Source organism: Herbiconiux sp. UC225_62, assembly GCF_042694625.1.
Taxonomy (GTDB): Bacteria; Actinomycetota; Actinomycetes; order Actinomycetales; family Microbacteriaceae; genus Herbiconiux.
This window is the reverse complement of the sequence record NZ_CP170551.1, coordinates 359,366-375,124: the sequence shown is the minus strand read 5'-3', so window position 1 is coordinate 375,124 and position 15,759 is coordinate 359,366. Positions and strand designations below refer to the sequence as shown.

The following is a 15,759-nucleotide window of genomic DNA, read 5'->3' as shown; positions in this document are numbered from 1 at the left end:
TGAGCTGCTGCTGGCGTGTCGGTCGAGTGTAGGCACGACGACGCGGCCCCGTCACGGTCGCCCGTAACAGGGCGACACACGCGAGGCCGCGGCGTCAGCTGATCTTGCGGCGGTAGATCACGATGGCGAAGCCGTAGGCCACCACGAGGATGCCCACGAGCCAGGCCAGGGCGATCCAGATGTCCCCGCCCACCGGCTGCTCGGCGAAGAGGGCCCGGATGGTGTTCACGACGGAGGTCACCGGCTGGTTCTCGGCGAACCAGGCGACCGGTGCCGGCATCGAGTCGGTGGGCACGAAGGCCGAGCTGATGAAGGGCAGGAAGATCAGCGGATAGCTGAACGCGCTGGCGCCGTCGACCGATTTCGCGGAGAGCCCCGCGATCACGGCGATCCAGGTCAGTGCGAGGGTGAACAGGATGAGGATGCCGGCCACGGCGAGCCAGGCGCCGAAGGAGGCTCCGGTGCGGAACCCCAGGATGAACGCCACCCCGGTGACGATCGCCACCGACACGAGATTCGCGGCCAGGGAAGTGAGTACGTGCGCCCAGAGCACGCTCGACCGGGCGATCGGCATGGACTGGAAGCGTTCGAAGATGCCGCCCTGCAGGTCGAGGAACAGCCGGTAGGAGGTGTACGCCACGCCCGAGGCGATCGTGATGAGGAGGATGCCCGGGAGCATGTAGTTCACGTACGACTCGTCGGAGCCGGTCTGGATCGCGCCGCCCAGCACGAAGACGAACAGCAGCATCAGGGCGATCGGGGTGACGGCCGTGGTGATGATGGTGTCGGGGCTGCGCAGGATGTGCCGGAGCGAACGGCTGGTGAGCGTTCCGGTGTCGCTGAGCGCGTAGGTGGTCATCAGAGGTCCTTTCCTGAGGTTCCGCCGCCGACGAGCGCGAGGAAGACGTCTTCGAGCGACGGTTGCTTCTCGACGTACTCGACCTGGGCGGGCGGGAGGAGTTGCTTGAGTTCGGAGAGGGTGCCGTTCTGGATGATGGTGCCCTCGTGCAGGATGGCGATGCGGTCGGCGAGCTGTTCGGCCTCGTCGAGGTACTGCGTGGTGAGCAGCACCGTGGTGCCCTGACCGGCGAGCTGCTTGACGGTCTGCCAGACCTCGTTGCGGGCCTGCGGGTCGAGCCCGGTGGTCGGCTCGTCGAGGAAGATGATCGGCGGGTTGCCGATCAGGCTCATCGCGATGTCGAGCCGGCGGCGCATGCCGCCCGAGTAGGTGGCCGCCTTGCGTTTGCCGGCCTCGGTGAGCGAGAAGCGGGCGAGCAGGTCGTCGGCGATCGCGCCGGGGTTCTTCAGGTGACGGAGCTTCGCCACGAGGACCAGGTTCTCCCGGCCGCTCAGCACTTCGTCGACCGCGGCGAACTGCCCGGTCAGGCTGATCGACTCGCGCACCTCGCCCGGTTTCGTCGCCACGTCGTATCCGTGCACGGTGGCGGAACCGGTGTCGGCCTTCAGCAGGGTCGACAGGATGCGCACCAGGGTGGTCTTTCCGGCGCCGTTCGAGCCGAGCAGCGCGAAGATGCTGCCGGCGGCCACGTCGAAGTCGACGCCCCGCAGCACGTGCAGGTCTTTGAACGACTTCGTGACGCCGCGCACCTGGATGGCGGGTCCGGTGGTCATTTCTCCTCCTTCCCTTCCGCATCCTCGATGGCCTGGTTCAGGCGGGCGCGCTCCTTGTCGATCCACTGTTTGCCGGCGTAGGCCTGGGCGAACGCCTCGGTGAACTCCACCGGGTCGTCGCCGACGATGTCCCGCACGGGGGTCTCGTCGATGGCGGCGCGCTCCCAGAGGTCGGCCAGGTCGGTGAACATGACGATGAGCGTGTCGCCGTCGGTGATGCCCCCGGAGTACATCAAGTAGCGGTGCATCGCCTTGGCCGACGTCCGGTACGGCTCGGGCAGGGTGTCGATGCGCTTCTTGTCCTTTTTGTACTGCTTCTTCTGCTCGAGCGAGCCGGTGAGGGTCTCGATCCACTTGGCAGCCATGATTACTTCTCCCCTTCGTCGTGCGATTCTTCGGTGGTGTGGTGCAGGTTGCCGATCCGTTCCGCGAGGAACTCCCAGCTCCTCCAGAACTCGTCGAGGTACTCGCCGCCGGCGGCGTTGAGCGAATAGACCTTGCGGGGCGGTCCCTTCTCCGACGGGACCTTCGCCACGTCGACATAGCCGCGTTGCTCGATCCGCACCAGCAGCGCATAGACCGTGCCTTCGACGATGTCGGCGAAGCCTTGCTCGCGCAGTCGCGCGGTGATCTCGTAGCCGTAGGCCGGCTCCCGGGCGAGGATCGCGAGAACGATGCCTTCGAGAGTGCCCTTGAGCATCTCGGTCATCTGTTTGGCCATGGAACCCTCCTCTCTTCTGGTTGTCGTCATCAGCTACTCTGTGTCGCTGACTACCAGTAGATAGTAACGCCGACTACTGGTAGATAGCAACACTGAATACCGACATTCCAATATGACTTTCTCTGACACGGGGGCTTTGCGTTTCCGGTGAGAGATGTTTGGGTTGTTGGGTGGACCGCAGCCCGCGATCCGGAGACGATTGGGCCCCGCATGATCGAGTTCCGTTCGGTGACGAAGCAGTTCCCCGATGGAACGGTCGCGGTCAAGGAGTTCGACCTCGTCATCCCGCCCCGGAAGACCACGGTGCTGGTCGGCTCCTCCGGCTGCGGCAAGACGACGCTTCTGCGCATGATCAACCGGATGATCGACCCGACCTCCGGGAGCATCCTCATCGACGGCGAAGACACCAGCGGCCTCGCGCCCGTGAAACTGCGCCGCCGCATCGGGTACGTGATGCAGAACTCCGGACTGCTTCCGCATCGCAAGGTCATCGACAACGTGGCCACCGTTCCGGTGCTGAACGGCGTTCCGAAGAAGGAGGCGCGGGCGCACGCGCTCGACCTGCTCGACACGGTGGGGCTCGACCGGTCGCTCGCCGACAAGTACCCCCGCCAGCTCTCCGGCGGTCAGCAGCAGCGGGTGGGTGTGGCCCGCGGGCTCGCCGCCAATCCCAACATCCTGCTGATGGACGAGCCGTTCGGGGCGGTCGACCCGATCGTGCGGGCCGAGCTGCAGCAGGAGACGATCCGGCTCCAGGAAGGGCTCGGCAAGACGGTGGTGTTCGTGACGCACGACATCGACGAGGCCTTCCTGCTCGGGCACCAGGTGGTCATCCTGCAGAAGGGCGGCCACATCGCCCAGGTCGGCACGCCGGCCGAGATCCTGGCGAACCCCGCCGACGACTTCGTGGCGAGCTTCGTCGGCGCCGACAAGGGCAAGCGTGTGCTGCGCATCGAGCGTGTCGACGGGCGGGACGTGGTGGTCGACGAGAACGGCACACCGACCGGAGTGCTCCAGTCGTGAAGTGGCTCGAGTCGAATTTCGACCTGGTCTGGCAGCTCACGCTCGCGCACATCGCGCTGAGTGTGCCGCCGATCGTGCTCGGATTCATCATCGCCATCCCGCTCGGCTGGATCGCGAACCGTTACCAGCTGACCCGCGGCACGATCCTGGTGGTGCTCGGGCTGCTCTACACGATCCCCTCGCTGCCGCTGTTCATCTTCATGCCGATCATCCTCGGCACACCCTTGCTCTCCTCCGTGAACGTCACCGTCGCCCTCACCATCTACGCAGTCGCCCTCATGGTGCGCACGGCGGCCGACGGGCTCGCCTCGGTCGACAAGGACACCCTTCTCGCCGCCTCGGCGATGGGCTACTCGGGCTGGCAGCGGTTCTGGCGGGTCGAACTCCCGCTGTCGGGGCCGGTGCTGCTGTCGGGTCTGCGGGTGGTGTCGGCGAGCACGGTGAGCCTCGCCACGATCGGCTCGGTGGTCGGCGTCACGAGCCTCGGCTACCTGTTCATCAACGGCTTCCAACGCAACATCCCGGGCGAGGTCATCACCGGCATCGTGGCCGTGCTGGTGATCGCGATCGTGTTCGACCTCATCCTCGTGCTGCTCGGCCGCCTCGTGCTGCCGTGGAGCCGGCGTGAGCGCAGCGGTCGCTCCCGGGCCGCTCGCCGACAGGCGGCGCTGCTCTCGGGAGGCGTGTCGTGAACCTGTTCCTCGAGGGCATCGCCTGGATCCTCGACCCGGCCAACCAGACCGGGCCGCAAGGATGGTTCGCTCGGCTGGGTGAGCAACTCGCGTACACCTTCGGCGCGGTCGCGATCGCGGCGCTCATCGCCATCCCGCTCGGCTACCTCGTGGGTCACACCGGACGGGGCCGCGACGTCGCCGTGTCGCTCTCGGGCGGGTTCCGCGCTCTCCCGAGCCTCGGTGTGCTCATCCTGCTGGCGCTCGGGCTCGGCATCGGGTTCCGGGCGCCGCTCATCACCTTCGTCATCCTGGCCATCCCGCCGATCCTCGCGGGTGCCTACGCCGGCTTCGAAGCGGTGGACCGCAAGACGATCGACGCCGCCCGCGCCGTCGGCATGACCGAAGGGCAGGTGGTGCGCCAGGTGGAGGTGCCGCTCGGCCTGCCGCTCTTGATCGGCGGCATCCGCTCGGGCGTGCTGCAGGTGGTGGCCACAGCGACGCTGGCCGCCTACGTCAGCGGGGGAGCGCTCGGCGCGTTCATCTTCGAAGGGGTGTCGACGAGGAATTATTCCGAGACGCTCGGCGCTTCCATCCTCGTCACCCTGCTCGCGCTCATCCTCGAAGGGGTGTTCGCGCTCATCCAGAAACTCGTGGTTCCCCGTGGCGTCGTCGCCAAGGAGATCAAAGAAGTCCGTCAGCGGTCATCCCGTCCGCTGGCGGCGGCGGGAGTCCCCGCCCAAGAAGGGAAATGATCACATGTTCACAGCAATCAAGAAAGGCCGGCTCGTCGCAGGGCTAGTCGCGGTCAGTGCGGTGGTGGCGCTGGCAGGGTGTGCGTCAAGCGATCCGCTCGACACCACGTCGACATCGGGCTCGAGCGACGGAGCCTCCGGACCGATCGTGATCGGCTCGCAGGCCTACTACTCCAACGAGATCATCGCCGAGATCTACGCCCAGGCGCTCGAAGCCAACGACATCGAGGTGACGCGCCAGTTCAACATCGGTCAGCGCGACGCCTACCTGCCGGCGCTCGAGAGCGGCGAAGTGCAGCTGTTCCCGGAGTACACCGGCAACCTGCTGCAGTTCTACGACCCCGAGACCACCGCCAAGACCAGCGACGACGTCTACGCCGCGCTCGCCGACGCGCTGCCCGAGGGCCTCGAGGTGCTCGACCAGTCGCCCGCCACCGACCAGGACTCCTACAACGTCACCAAGGAGTTCTCCGAGGCCAACGACGTGACGAGCCTGGAAGACCTCGCGAAGGTCACCTCGCCCATCACCCTCGGCGGCAACTCCGAGCTGCAGACCCGCCCCTACGGCCCCGATGGACTGAAGAGCACCTACGGCGTCACCGTCGGCTTCACGCCGATCGAGGACTCGGGCGGACCGCTCACCATCCAGGCGCTGAAGGACAACACGGTGCAGATGGTGAACATCTACAGCGCCGACCCGAACATCAAGACCAACGACCTCGTGACGCTGGAAGACCCGAAGGGCCTCTTCCTCGCCTCGAACGTCGTGCCGCTGATCAACACGGATGCCGCGACCCCCGAGGTCACCGAGGTCATCAACAAGGTCAGCGCGGCCCTGACCGCCGCGGACCTCGTCGAGCTCAACTCGCAGAGCGTCAACGACCAGGAGTCGGCCGACACGATCGCGAAGAACTGGCTGGCGAAGGTGAAGCTGTTCTGAGCTAGCTGCTGGGCGGCCCGGGCTTCGCTCGGGCCGCCCAGGTCGCGCCGGTCCTTGCCCGGCGCTCCGCGACATGTGAGGGCGCGGTCGAGGGGCGCGGCCTGCGGTCGCACCCCTCGGCCACGCCCTCACCCTGGGTCGTCGGGTACGGCCTGTTGCGTTTCATTGACGGTGGGGACTCGCGCTCACTCTGGGTCGTCGAGCGCGGTCCGCGGCCCGCGGCCTGCGGTCTCGGCGGGTTGTCCAGGTGTGGGTCAGGGGGCGGCGGTGCGGAGGCGGACCTCTCGTTGCATGCGGGCCTCGTGGCGGGCTCGGCCCTTGATGGCCTCGGCCTCCCGGGTCTTGGGTGGGGCGGCCGTCACGAGCTGGTCGAGCATGCGGCGGGTGGCGGCAGCGATCTCGTCGATGGCCTGCTCGAAGGCGGGCGTGTTCGCGCGGGAAGGATGCGTCGATCCGCTGACTTTACGGACGAATTGGAGCGCGGCTTCCCGCACCTCGTCGTCGGTCGTCGGCGGTTCGAAATTGTGAAGGCAGCGGATGTTCCGGCACATGCCGCCGACGATATCCCACATCATCCGGCGACGCAGCCCCTCAGGAAGCCCCGTCATCTCCCGATTCGTCGGGGGAGGGCGGGGCTTCCTGCATGTGACGGGACTCGGACCGGTTGATGAGCTTCTTGGCCACGAAGACGGCCACGACGAACAGGGCGATCACACCCACGAAGAGGTAGCCGGCCCAGTGGAGGTCGCGGGAGAGCTCGCGGTAGGAGCCGGCCGCGAAGGCGCCGACCGACACGTAGGCGAAGGCCCAGATGACGCAGGCGGGCACCGTCCAGGTCATGAAGCGGCGGTAGCGCATCGGGCTCATCCCGACGGTGAGCGGGATGAGCGAGTGGAGCACCGGGATGAATCGGGAGAGGAACACGGCGATGCCTCCGCGCTTGGCGAGATAGGTCTCGGCGCGCACCCAGTTCTTCTCGCCGATCCTCCGCCCCAGCCGGCTGGCGCGCAGCTTGGGCCCGAACCAGCGGCCGATCGCGAATCCGATGCTCTCCCCGCAGAGCGCCCCGACGATCACCACGGCCACGAGAGAGATGTATTCAAGTGGCCCGTCGACGGCGGTCGAGGCCACCAGTACAACCGTGTCGCCGGGCACCACGAGGCCGATCAGGATGCTCGTCTCGAGCAGGATGGCCACCCCGGCCAATAGCGTCCGGACCAGGGGATCTACCGACTGCACGGTATCCAGCAGCCAGGACAGCACCTCGTTCATCGCTGTATTCCACAGGGCATGCCAGTAACCCTAGCGGGTCTTCCGGAGGATTCCCCGATGGGTTTGGAGGCTTGTATACAAGCGAGCTAGAATCGGTACTGACGCAAGGAGTTCCTCGTGAACGAATTACTCGACCCGCTCTTGCTCTCCCGCTGGCAATTCGGGTTGACGACGATCTACCACTTCCTGTTCGTGCCCCTCACGATCGGACTGGCCACCACGACCGCCATCTTCCAGACGGCCTGGGTGCGCACCGGCAAGGCGCACTACCTGCAACTCACCCGCTTCTTCGGCAAGATCTTCTTGATCAACTTCGCCATGGGTGTCGTGACGGGCATCGTGCAGGAGTTCCAGTTCGGCATGAACTGGAGCGACTACTCCCGCTTCGTGGGCGACGTCTTCGGCGCCCCGCTCGCGCTCGAGGGTCTGCTCGCGTTCTTCCTCGAAGCGACCTTCATCGGCCTGTGGATCTTCGGGTGGGACAAACTGCCCAAGAAGCTGCACCTCGTCACCATCTGGGTGACGGCGCTGGGCAGCATCCTCTCGGCCTACTTCATCATCGCGGCGAACGCCTTCATGCAGAACCCGGTCGGATACGACATCAACGAGGCCAAGGGCCGCGCCGAACTCACCGACATCGGGGCGCTGCTGACGAACAAGGTGGCGGTGGCGGCGTTCCCGCACACGATCTTCGCCTGCTTCATGGTGACGGCAGGGCTCATCATCGCGGCCGCCGCCTGGCACCTCTACCGCAACCAGCACCTCGAGACCATGCGGCCTGCGCTGAAGTTCGGGCTCTGGATGATGGTGATCGCGGGCGCGTTGACGGTGTTGAGCGGTGACCAGCTGGGTCTGGCGATGGTCGAGACACAGCCGATGAAGATGGCGGCCGCCGAGGCGCTCTACCGAACGTCGACGGGCGCCGACGCCTCCTTCTCGATCTTCACCCTCGGCACTCCTGATGGCGTGCACGAGCTGTTCTCGATCCGGGTGCCCTACCTCCTCTCGTTCCTGTCGACGCACACCTTCGACGGCACGGTGGAGGGCATCAACGACCTGCAGGCGCAGTACGTGCAGCTGTACGGCCCCGGCGACTACACGCCTACCATCTGGGTGACCTACTGGGCCTTCCGCTGGATGATCGGCCTCGGCATGCTGCACGTCCTCATCGCCCTTGTGGGCCTGTGGCTGACGCGCAAGGGCCGGTCGCCGCGCTGGCGCTGGCTCTGGCGGGTGGCCATCTGGGCGTTCCCCCTCTCGCTCGGCGCCATGATCGTCGGCTGGATCTTCACCGAGATGGGCCGGCAGCCGTGGATCGTGTTCAGCCTGCTGAAGACCTCCGATGCGGTGTCGCCCGGCATCACCGGCCTCGACGTGCTGATCTCGCTGATCGCGTTCACCGCGATCTACGGCACCCTCGCCGTGGTCGAGTTCAAACTGATCAAGAAGGCCATCCAGAAGGGTCCGGATGACGCCCCGGAACCCGATCCCGAGTCGGGCGACGTCCGGCACGAGGCGACGGTCTACTAGGAGACATGATGGATCTGACAGTCCTGTGGTTCTGCATCGTGGGCTTCCTGTTCGTGGGCTACTTCGTGCTCGACGGTTTCGACTTCGGCGTCGGGATGTCGCTGCCCTTCCTCGGCCGAGACGACACCGATCGGCGCGTGCTGATCAACACCATCGGCCCGGTCTGGGACCTCAACGAGACCTGGGTCATCGTCGCCGGCGCCGCACTGTTCGCCGCGTTCCCCGAGTGGTACGCCACCCTGTTCAGTGGCTTCTACCTCCCCCTGCTCCTCATCCTCCTCGCCCTCATCCTCCGCGGCGTGTCGTTCGAGTACCGGCACCAACGACCCGAGCAGGCGTGGAAGCGGCGCTTCGACCGGATGATCGTGATCGGCTCCGCCGTCCCCGCCTTCCTCTGGGGGGTCGCGTTCTCGAACATCGTCGCCGGGGTGCCGTTGGACGCGAACCACGACTACATCGGCACCTTCTTCGACCTCCTGAACCCCTACGCCCTCCTCGGCGGCCTGACGACGCTGCTGCTGTTCTTCACCCACGGGGTGGTGTTCGTGTCGTTGAAGACCGAGGGCGACATCCGGGAGCGTGCCCGCCGGCTCGCGACCCGGGCCGGTGTGGTCACGATCGTGGTGGCGGCCGCGTTCCTGCTCTGGACGTCGATCGCGTACGGCACGCTCGCATCCGTTCTGCTCTCGGTGGTGGCGGCGGTGACCCTCATCGGCGCCGTGCTCGCGAACGCGCGGGGGCGCGAGGGGGTCGCGTTCGGGCTGATGGCGGCGACCATCGGGGTCGCGGTGCTCAGCCTGTTCTTCGCCCTGTTCCCCGACGTGATGCCGGCGTCCAACGACCCGGCGAACAGCCTCACCATCACGAACGCGTCCTCGTCCGAGTACACACTCACCATCATGAGCTGGGTGGCGCTGATCTTCCTGCCGCTGATCCTCGCCTACCAGGGGTTCACGTACTGGATCTTCCGCAAGCGCGTCACCCGCGCGCAGATCCCGGCCGAGGCATCGGTCGGTGGCGGACAGGAGGCACACTAGAGTCGTGCGCCCCGTCGACCCGCGACTCTTGAAGTACGCCTCTGCGGCACGTGCGTTCTTCGCCGTGGGCGGGGTGCTCGCACTGCTGCAGACGGCGGTCGTCGTCGCGTTCTCGCTGCTCGTGACGCAGCTGATCGTGCAGGCGATCGCCGGTGCGTCGCTCGGTTCCCTCGTGCCCCTGCTCGTGGGACTGGCCGTCGCGGTCGTGCTGCGCTTCGCGCTGTCCTGGGGTTCGGAGGTGAACTCCGCGAGGGGCGCGGCGGTGGTGAAGAGCGAGCTGCGCGGGCGCGTGCTGGATGCAGTGACGCGGCTCGGTCCCGCCTGGCTCGGAGCGCGCAACTCGACGTCGGTCGGGGTGACCGTGGGCCCCGGGCTGGATGCACTGGACACGTACTTCGCGAAGTACCTCCCGCAGCTGGTGCTCACCGCGCTCGCGACACCCCTGCTCGTGCTCGTGATCTGGTCGCAGGACTGGATCTCCGGGCTCACGGTGGCGGTGACGCTGCCGCTCATCCCGGTGTTCATGATCCTGATCGGGTGGGCCACCCAGTCGGTGCAGACGAAGCAGTGGGAGAAGCTCGGGCGGCTCTCCACCGCGTTCCTCGACGTGGTGGGCGGGCTGGCGACGCTGAAGATCTTCGGCCGGCAGCACCGACAGGCGGCGCGCATCCGGTCGGTCACCGACGACTACCGCTCGCAGACGATGAAGGTGCTGCGGGTGTCCTTCCTGTCGGGGTTCGCCCTGGAGCTCGCGGCGAGCCTGTCGGTGGCGCTCGTGGCGGTGTCGATCGGGGTGCGCCTGATCGACGGATCGCTCGGGCTGTCGGTAGGGCTGTTCGTGCTGCTGCTGGCGCCCGAGGCCTTCCTGCCGGTGCGCAACGTGGGGGCGCAGTTCCACGCCGCGGCCGACGGGGTGGCGGCCGCCGACGACGTCTTCGCCATCCTCGACGAGGGTGCGGCCGCCGCTGCTCCTCCTGCCATCCCGGCTCCCTCGTCCCCTCCCTCCGTCGGGTCCGCGAGCCGGCAGGACGCAAGGAGGGATGGCATCCCCCGCTCGACCTCCGCGTCCCCTCTCTTCACCGGATCGGTGGGTGGGCGCGGCTCCGGTGCGGGTAGCGCTCCCGCTCCCGCCCCCTCACACCCCTCAACCGCCTCGGTCGGAGGGCGCGGTGAGCGCGGGCTCGAGGTGCGAGGGCTGGGGGTGCGGTATGGGGAGAGCGTCGCGTTCGCGGAGCTGGATGCGCGGTTCCCCGCGGGGGCTGTGACCGCCGTGACCGGGCCGTCCGGGAGCGGTAAGTCGTCGCTCGTGGCGGCGCTGTTGGGCTTCGTGCCGGCGTCGGGGGAGATCCTCCTCGACGGTCGGGTGGTGAACTCCGACCCGGTGCCGCGCCCGTGGCTGTCGTGGGCCGGTCAGGGTGCTGTGTTGCTGCCAGGCACCGTCGCCGAGAACGTCGCGCTCGGTGACTCCGCGCCTGACGAGCAGCTCGTGCGGGAAGCGCTCGAGGTCGTGGGAGGGGAGTCGATCGCGCTGGCGACGGTCGTCGACCCGCGAGGTGGCGGGCTCTCCGGTGGTCAGGCGCAACGCGTCGCGGCCGCCCGTGCCGTCTACCGCGCACGCCGCTTCGACTGCGGGGTGGTGGCATTCGACGAACCCACGTCAGCGCTCGACGAGACGACCGAGGCTTCGGTCATCCGCGCGCTGCGGTCGCTCGCCGACGAGGGCCGCGCGGTCGTCGTGGTGAGTCATCGCCCGGCGGTCATCGCGGCGGCGGACCACGAGCTCGTGCTCGGCGCCGACCTCCAAGGGCGCCGGGATGCGTCGGGACAGCACCCGGCAGCTCACTCGACCTCGACGGCCGCGGTGTCGGCGCCGGTCGCCCCGACGGACCGTTCGGGGGGAACGACGGCGGCATCGCGCTCCGCATCGGCTCGCTCGGTGTCGGCGGAGGCGGCCCTCGCTGACCGGCTCCAGCGTCCGGCGGAGGCGGCCGTGGGTGACCGGCTCCAGCGTCCGGCGGAGTCGGCCCCCGCTGACCGGCCGCAGCGTCCGGCCGAGTCGGCCGTCGGTGACCTGCCTCCGGGTCCGGTGGTGCGCTCGTGAACCGGGCCGAGGTCATCCGTCTCGCCCAGCCGCGTCTGCGCCGCTTCGTGCCGGGTGTCGTGCTGGGCCTCATCAGCGCCCTCTGCGCCGTCGGCCTCCTCGCCACCTCCGCCTACCTCATCACGAGGGCGGCGGAGCAACCGCCCATCCTCTACCTCTCCGCGGCCATGGTGGCGGTGCGGGCGTTCGCGCTCGGCCGCGCCGCGTTCCGGTACGTCGAACGACTGGCCAGCCACGACGCCGCCTTCGCGACGATGCCCGAACTGCGCGTCGGCGTGTACGAGCGCCTCGTGCCGGTGAGCCCCGACGGGCTCGGCCGCAGCCGCCGAGGCGACCTCCTCACCCGCCTCGTCGCCGACGTCGACGAGCAGCAGAACTTCCCGCTCCGCGTGGTGCAGCCCCTCGTCGTGTCCGGGCTGACGGCGCTCGCGATCGTGATCGTGGTGTGGCTCCTCCTCCCCGCCGCGGGCCTCGTGCTGCTCATCGGCCTGGCGCTCGCCGCGCTGCTCGGAACCGCCGTGAACGCCTGGGTCTCCGGCCGCGCCGAGCGCGCGCTCGCCGGGTTGCGAGGCGGCTATCAGGCCGACCTCGCCGACTACCTCGGCTCGCTCGACACGCTCGTCGCCTACGGAGCGGCCCCCGCGGCCCGGGCGGCCCTCGCCGAGTCGGATGCGCGGCTCACCCGCGCGCTCGTGCGCCGTTCCGCGGGCGCCGGCGCCACGACGGCGCTGGTCTCCCTGATCGCCGGAGCCGTGACGGTCGTGGTGCTGCTCCTCGGCATCCCGTCGCTCGGACAGGGCGGATTCGAGGGCCCGGCGCTCGCCGTCGTCGCGCTCGTGCCGATGGCGGCGTTCGAGGTGTTCGGCATGATCCCGCTCGCCTGGGGTGCTTGGCGGCAGGTGTCCGCGAGTGCCGAGCGCATCGCATCCGTCGTTCCCGACGCGGTGCCCGAGGGGGTGCCGGTCGACTCGATCGCCGTCTCGGGGGCATCCGTGCCGCCGGGCCCCGTGACCGTGCGGCTGAGTGGCGTCTCAGCGCGCTGGCCGGGGGCGTCGACGGATGCCCTCACCGACGTCTCCCTCGACCTCGCACCGGGCGACCGCCTGCTGGTGCGCGGACCCAGCGGCTCCGGCAAGACCACCCTCGCCCACGTGCTCGTGCGGTTCCTCGACTTCCGGGGCGGCTTCACCGTGAACGGCGCCGACGTGCGCGACCTCCCGCAGGACGAGGTGCGCCGCGTGATCGGCCTCTGCGAGCAGCGGCCCTACCTGTTCGACGACGACATCCGCCAGAACCTGCTCTTCGCGCGCGACACCGCCACCGACGACGAGCTCATCGAGGCGCTCGAACGGGTCGGGCTCGGCGCCTGGGTGCGGTCGCGCGGCGGACTCACCGCGCGGGTGGGGGAGCGGGGCGCCCTCGTCTCGGGAGGCCAGGCACAGCGCCTGGCGCTGGCTCGTGCCCTGCTCGCCGGGTTCCCCGTGCTCGTGCTCGACGAGCCCACGGCGAACGTCGATCCCGACCGCGCCGACGCCCTCGTCGCCGACCTCCTCGGTGCCGCTGCCGACTCCTCCCGCGCCGTCGTGCTCATCTCGCACACCCCCGTGCCCGCGCACCTCGTGACCTCGACCCTCACCCTCGGGTAGTCCCCGCGCTCTGGGCGTTCATCCGCACGCTTTGGCACCTTCCGGCCCACCGCATTCGCAAAAACGCGCGGATGAGCGGCCTTCCGACGCCTAGAGGGGGCGGGAGAGGGCGTCGAGGCGTTTGCGCCAGGTCGCCGCGCGCGAGGGGCGCACCTCGAGCACGGGGCCGTCGATCCAGACCTCGACCACGCTGATGCCGTGCAGGGCGCTCACGACCCACAGCTCGCAGCCCGCGAGATCCGCGGGGCGCGCCCGCTCCTCCACCACACGGGTGCCGGTGGCGGTGGCGATGAGACGGATGCTCCGAGCGGTCACGCTCGGCACCCGGGCGAGGTCGCTGGCGGGTGCCACGAGCGTCTCGCCCCGCCACCAGAGCAGCGCCGAGCTCGAGCCGTCGACGACGTACCCGTCGTGCAGCAGCACCACCTCGTCGGCGCCGTTCTCCTGAGCGGTCGCGCGGAGGGCGAGCAACCGCTCGAGGTCGGGACCCTTGGTGCGCGGAACCCGCCTCGGGTCCGGCCCCTCGTGCGTGGCGAGCACGGCGGTCTCGCGGAGACGCGGGGCGACCCGAACGCGCAGGCGCAACTCGACGACGGCGGGATCCTCGGTGATCCGCGCGAGCTCGACGCGCGGAAAGAGAGCCCCCGACCGGAAGGCTCGCAGCCGTCCGATGGCCGCTCCCCAGAACGCCTCGGCGTCGGCGCGGGTGACCGCGGCGGCTTCGTCGACACCCGCAAGGAACCGTTCGCGATGCGTGTCGATCGCGCGGACGCGACCCGAGGCGGAGACGTACCAGGAGTCGGCTACCAGCAGTTCGTCGTGCGGCCGCAACCCCCGTTCGACCAAGGCGCCGTCGGCCCAGACGAACGTCGCAGGAGCCTCTGCCACGATGGGTCCTCCTTCGTCGCGCCACGATCTGCGCCACGTCCTACGCTAGTGCAATGCCCCTGACGATCCTCCGGCGAAGGCTCGACGTCGCGCTTGATCCGGCCGTCGCGTTCCGCGCGCTCCACACCCGAGCGCGCAACGCGTTCTGGCTCGACAGCGGAGTGCATGCCGGAAGCGGCATGAGTTATCTCGGAGCCTCCGACGACGTTCGACGCTGGTCGTCGTGGGCCGAGGTCCTAGCGGGCCTGGGCGAGGTCGGCGTCCTGGCGAACGACGTCGACGACGCTGCGGCGGGCGATACGGATGCCCCGCTCGAGCCCGCATTCCGCCTCGGCTGGGTGGGCTGGCTGGCCTACGAGCTCGGCACCCTCGACGAGGAGGGAGCCGGCCGCGTGCCGCACCCCGCGCATCCGGTGGCCACCTTCCTGCGGGTCGAGCGGGCCGTCGAGTTCGACCACGCCACCGGCGACATCAGCCTGCTCGCCCTCGAGGGCCCGGATGCCGAGACGTGGTTCGCCGAGACCGCCGCAGCCCTCGAGGCGGCCGCCCGGGACGCGGAGGTCGCGCCCGCGGAAGCCACCGCGCCCGCGGCATCCGCCCCCCTCCGCACCGCTACCGTGCGCCACGACTACGACGCCTACGCCCGCCTCGTCGAGCAGTGCAAGCGCGTCATCGAACGGGGCGACGCATACCAGCTCTGCCTCACGAACGAGTTCGGCCTCGACTACCCGCCCGGCGGCGATCCCGACCCGTTCGAGACCTACCTGCGCCTGCGGGCCGCAAGCCCCAGCCACCACGGCGGCTATCTCCGCACCGGTGACACGGCCCTGCTGAGCACCTCGCCCGAGCAGTTCCTCACGGTCACACCCGAGCGCCGAGTGGTCACGCGGCCCATCAAGGGCACGCGTCCGCGCGGTGCCGGGCCGGTCGAAGACGCCCTGCTGCGCGCCGAACTCGCCGCGAGCGAGAAGGAGCGCGCCGAGAACCTCATGATCGTCGACCTGATGCGCAACGACCTCTCGCGCGTCTGCGCGGTCGGCACCGTGCGGGTGACGTCGCTCCTCGAGGTCGAGAGCTACCGTCAGGTGCACCAGCTCGTCAGCACGGTCGAGGGCACGCTCGCCGACGGTGTGAGCGGGCCGGATGCCGTCGCCGCCTGCTTCCCGGCGGGCTCGATGACCGGGGCACCCAAGCGCAGCGCCATGGCGCACCTCGCCGCCCTCGAGGGCGCCCCGCGCGGCATCTATTCCGGCGCGTTCGGCTACCTGTCGTTCGACGGGGCGATCGACCTGGCCATGGTCATCCGGAGCATCGTGCTCACGCCGGGGCGCGCATCCGTCGGCTCCGGCGGAGGCATCACCGCGCTCTCGGACGCCTCGGACGAGGTCGAGGAGACCCGTGTGAAGGCGGCGGCCCTGCTCGCGGTACTCGGGGCGAAGGCCCCGGAAGCGCTCTCACGCCGGGAACACGGCAAGGTTTAGTACTGTTGTTCCTTGGTGCGCCCGGGCGCGCCGCCCCGAGCCGTCCACCTCTGGCATCGCCG

The 15,759-nt window shown here is 69.1% G+C and carries 16 protein-coding genes; 9 read left to right on the top strand and 7 right to left on the bottom strand.

From position 1 onward, the window contains the following. Positions 1-94 precede the first annotated feature (94 nt). Genes ACFJGU_RS01875 through ACFJGU_RS01860 form a run of 4 tightly spaced genes read right to left on the bottom strand, consistent with a single transcriptional unit; the run spans position 95 to position 2,353 of the window. Complete coding sequence (locus tag ACFJGU_RS01875; protein ID WP_382307138.1) at positions 95-859, bottom strand: ABC transporter permease; 765 nt, start codon at positions 857-859, stop codon at positions 95-97. Further along, positions 859-1,632, bottom strand: coding sequence for an ABC transporter ATP-binding protein (locus tag ACFJGU_RS01870; protein ID WP_382307136.1), 774 nt, complete (start codon positions 1,630-1,632; stop codon positions 859-861). The genes ACFJGU_RS01875 and ACFJGU_RS01870 overlap by 1 nt, the downstream gene beginning before the upstream one ends. Then, positions 1,629-1,997 (bottom strand): DUF1048 domain-containing protein, encoded by a 369-nt coding sequence (locus ACFJGU_RS01865; protein ID WP_382307134.1) that lies wholly within the window; start codon positions 1,995-1,997, stop codon positions 1,629-1,631. Before ACFJGU_RS01865 ends, ACFJGU_RS01870 begins: the two co-directional genes overlap by 4 nt. A 2-nt stretch (positions 1,998-1,999) precedes the next feature. Next, complete coding sequence (locus tag ACFJGU_RS01860; RefSeq protein ID WP_382307132.1) at positions 2,000-2,353, bottom strand: PadR family transcriptional regulator; 354 nt, start codon at positions 2,351-2,353, stop codon at positions 2,000-2,002. Between the two features lie 210 nt (positions 2,354-2,563). Here ACFJGU_RS01860 and ACFJGU_RS01855 point away from each other — a divergent pair, with 210 nt between their 5' ends. Genes ACFJGU_RS01855 through ACFJGU_RS01840 form a run of 4 tightly spaced genes read left to right on the top strand, consistent with a single transcriptional unit; the run spans position 2,564 to position 5,742 of the window. Then, positions 2,564-3,376, top strand: coding sequence for an ABC transporter ATP-binding protein (locus ACFJGU_RS01855; protein ID WP_382307130.1), 813 nt, complete (start codon positions 2,564-2,566; stop codon positions 3,374-3,376). Then, positions 3,373-4,068 (top strand): ABC transporter permease, encoded by a 696-nt coding sequence (locus ACFJGU_RS01850; protein ID WP_382307129.1) that lies wholly within the window; start codon positions 3,373-3,375, stop codon positions 4,066-4,068. Before ACFJGU_RS01855 ends, ACFJGU_RS01850 begins: the two co-directional genes overlap by 4 nt. Further along, positions 4,065-4,802: an ABC transporter permease gene (locus tag ACFJGU_RS01845; protein WP_382307128.1), complete on the top strand. Its 738-nt coding sequence runs from the start codon at positions 4,065-4,067 to the stop codon at positions 4,800-4,802. Before ACFJGU_RS01850 ends, ACFJGU_RS01845 begins: the two co-directional genes overlap by 4 nt. Positions 4,803-4,806: 4 nt before the next feature. Further along, positions 4,807-5,742 (top strand): ABC transporter substrate-binding protein, encoded by a 936-nt coding sequence (locus ACFJGU_RS01840; protein ID WP_382307126.1) that lies wholly within the window; start codon positions 4,807-4,809, stop codon positions 5,740-5,742. 254 nt (positions 5,743-5,996) lie between these two features. On the opposite strand, the gene ACFJGU_RS01835 is transcribed toward ACFJGU_RS01840, so the two are convergent. Both ACFJGU_RS01835 and ACFJGU_RS01830 read right to left on the bottom strand, forming a co-directional pair. After that, a complete protein-coding gene (locus ACFJGU_RS01835; RefSeq protein WP_382310234.1) occupies positions 5,997-6,293 on the bottom strand; it encodes a DUF2277 domain-containing protein in 297 nt (98 codons plus the stop codon). Positions 6,294-6,333: 40 nt separating this feature from the next. Next, positions 6,334-7,014, bottom strand: coding sequence for a DedA family protein (locus ACFJGU_RS01830; RefSeq protein WP_382307125.1), 681 nt, complete (start codon positions 7,012-7,014; stop codon positions 6,334-6,336). 117 nt (positions 7,015-7,131) lie between these two features. Between ACFJGU_RS01830 and ACFJGU_RS01825 the strand changes: the two genes are divergently transcribed. From ACFJGU_RS01825 to cydC, 4 genes are read left to right on the top strand one after another with little or no spacing between them, the layout of a single operon-like run. Further along, complete coding sequence (locus tag ACFJGU_RS01825) at positions 7,132-8,544, top strand: cytochrome ubiquinol oxidase subunit I (RefSeq protein WP_382307123.1); 1,413 nt, start codon at positions 7,132-7,134, stop codon at positions 8,542-8,544. Between the two features lie 8 nt (positions 8,545-8,552). Beyond that, positions 8,553-9,581 (top strand): cytochrome d ubiquinol oxidase subunit II, encoded by a 1,029-nt coding sequence (gene cydB, locus ACFJGU_RS01820; protein WP_382307121.1) that lies wholly within the window; start codon positions 8,553-8,555, stop codon positions 9,579-9,581. Between the two features lie 4 nt (positions 9,582-9,585). Next, positions 9,586-11,682, top strand: a complete 2,097-nt coding sequence (cydD, locus tag ACFJGU_RS01815) for a thiol reductant ABC exporter subunit CydD (protein ID WP_382307120.1) — start codon at positions 9,586-9,588, stop codon at positions 11,680-11,682. Beyond that, entirely contained in the window at positions 11,679-13,328 is a 1,650-nt protein-coding gene (cydC, locus tag ACFJGU_RS01810; protein WP_382307119.1) for a thiol reductant ABC exporter subunit CydC, read from the top strand. The genes cydD and cydC overlap by 4 nt, the downstream gene beginning before the upstream one ends. A gap of 90 nt (positions 13,329-13,418) precedes the next feature. Here the strand turns inward: cydC and ACFJGU_RS01805 are convergent, their stop codons facing one another. Then, positions 13,419-14,216, bottom strand: a complete 798-nt coding sequence (locus ACFJGU_RS01805) for an aminotransferase class IV (RefSeq protein ID WP_382307117.1) — start codon at positions 14,214-14,216, stop codon at positions 13,419-13,421. Between the two features lie 53 nt (positions 14,217-14,269). Between ACFJGU_RS01805 and ACFJGU_RS01800 the strand changes: the two genes are divergently transcribed. Continuing rightward, the gene (locus ACFJGU_RS01800) at positions 14,270-15,697 is read left to right on the top strand and encodes an anthranilate synthase component I family protein (protein ID WP_382307115.1); all 1,428 of its coding nucleotides are present in this window, start codon (positions 14,270-14,272) and stop codon (positions 15,695-15,697) included. Positions 15,698-15,759: the final 62 nt, after the last annotated feature.

Coding starts and splice junctions, on each gene's coding strand:
- cydB (WP_382307121.1), top strand. CDS start 8,553: ATGGATCTGACAGTCCTGTGGTTCTGCATCGTGGGCTTCCTGTTCGTG.
- ACFJGU_RS01875 (WP_382307138.1), bottom strand. CDS start 859: ATGACCACCTACGCGCTCAGCGACACCGGAACGCTCACCAGCCGTTCG.
- ACFJGU_RS01865 (WP_382307134.1), bottom strand. CDS start 1,997: ATGGCTGCCAAGTGGATCGAGACCCTCACCGGCTCGCTCGAGCAGAAG.
- ACFJGU_RS01800 (WP_382307115.1), top strand. CDS start 14,270: ATGCCCCTGACGATCCTCCGGCGAAGGCTCGACGTCGCGCTTGATCCG.
- ACFJGU_RS01855 (WP_382307130.1), top strand. CDS start 2,564: ATGATCGAGTTCCGTTCGGTGACGAAGCAGTTCCCCGATGGAACGGTC.
- ACFJGU_RS01840 (WP_382307126.1), top strand. CDS start 4,807: ATGTTCACAGCAATCAAGAAAGGCCGGCTCGTCGCAGGGCTAGTCGCG.
- ACFJGU_RS01870 (WP_382307136.1), bottom strand. CDS start 1,632: ATGACCACCGGACCCGCCATCCAGGTGCGCGGCGTCACGAAGTCGTTC.
- ACFJGU_RS01860 (WP_382307132.1), bottom strand. CDS start 2,353: ATGGCCAAACAGATGACCGAGATGCTCAAGGGCACTCTCGAAGGCATC.
- ACFJGU_RS01830 (WP_382307125.1), bottom strand. CDS start 7,014: ATGAACGAGGTGCTGTCCTGGCTGCTGGATACCGTGCAGTCGGTAGAT.
- ACFJGU_RS01835 (WP_382310234.1), bottom strand. CDS start 6,293: ATGTGCCGGAACATCCGCTGCCTTCACAATTTCGAACCGCCGACGACC.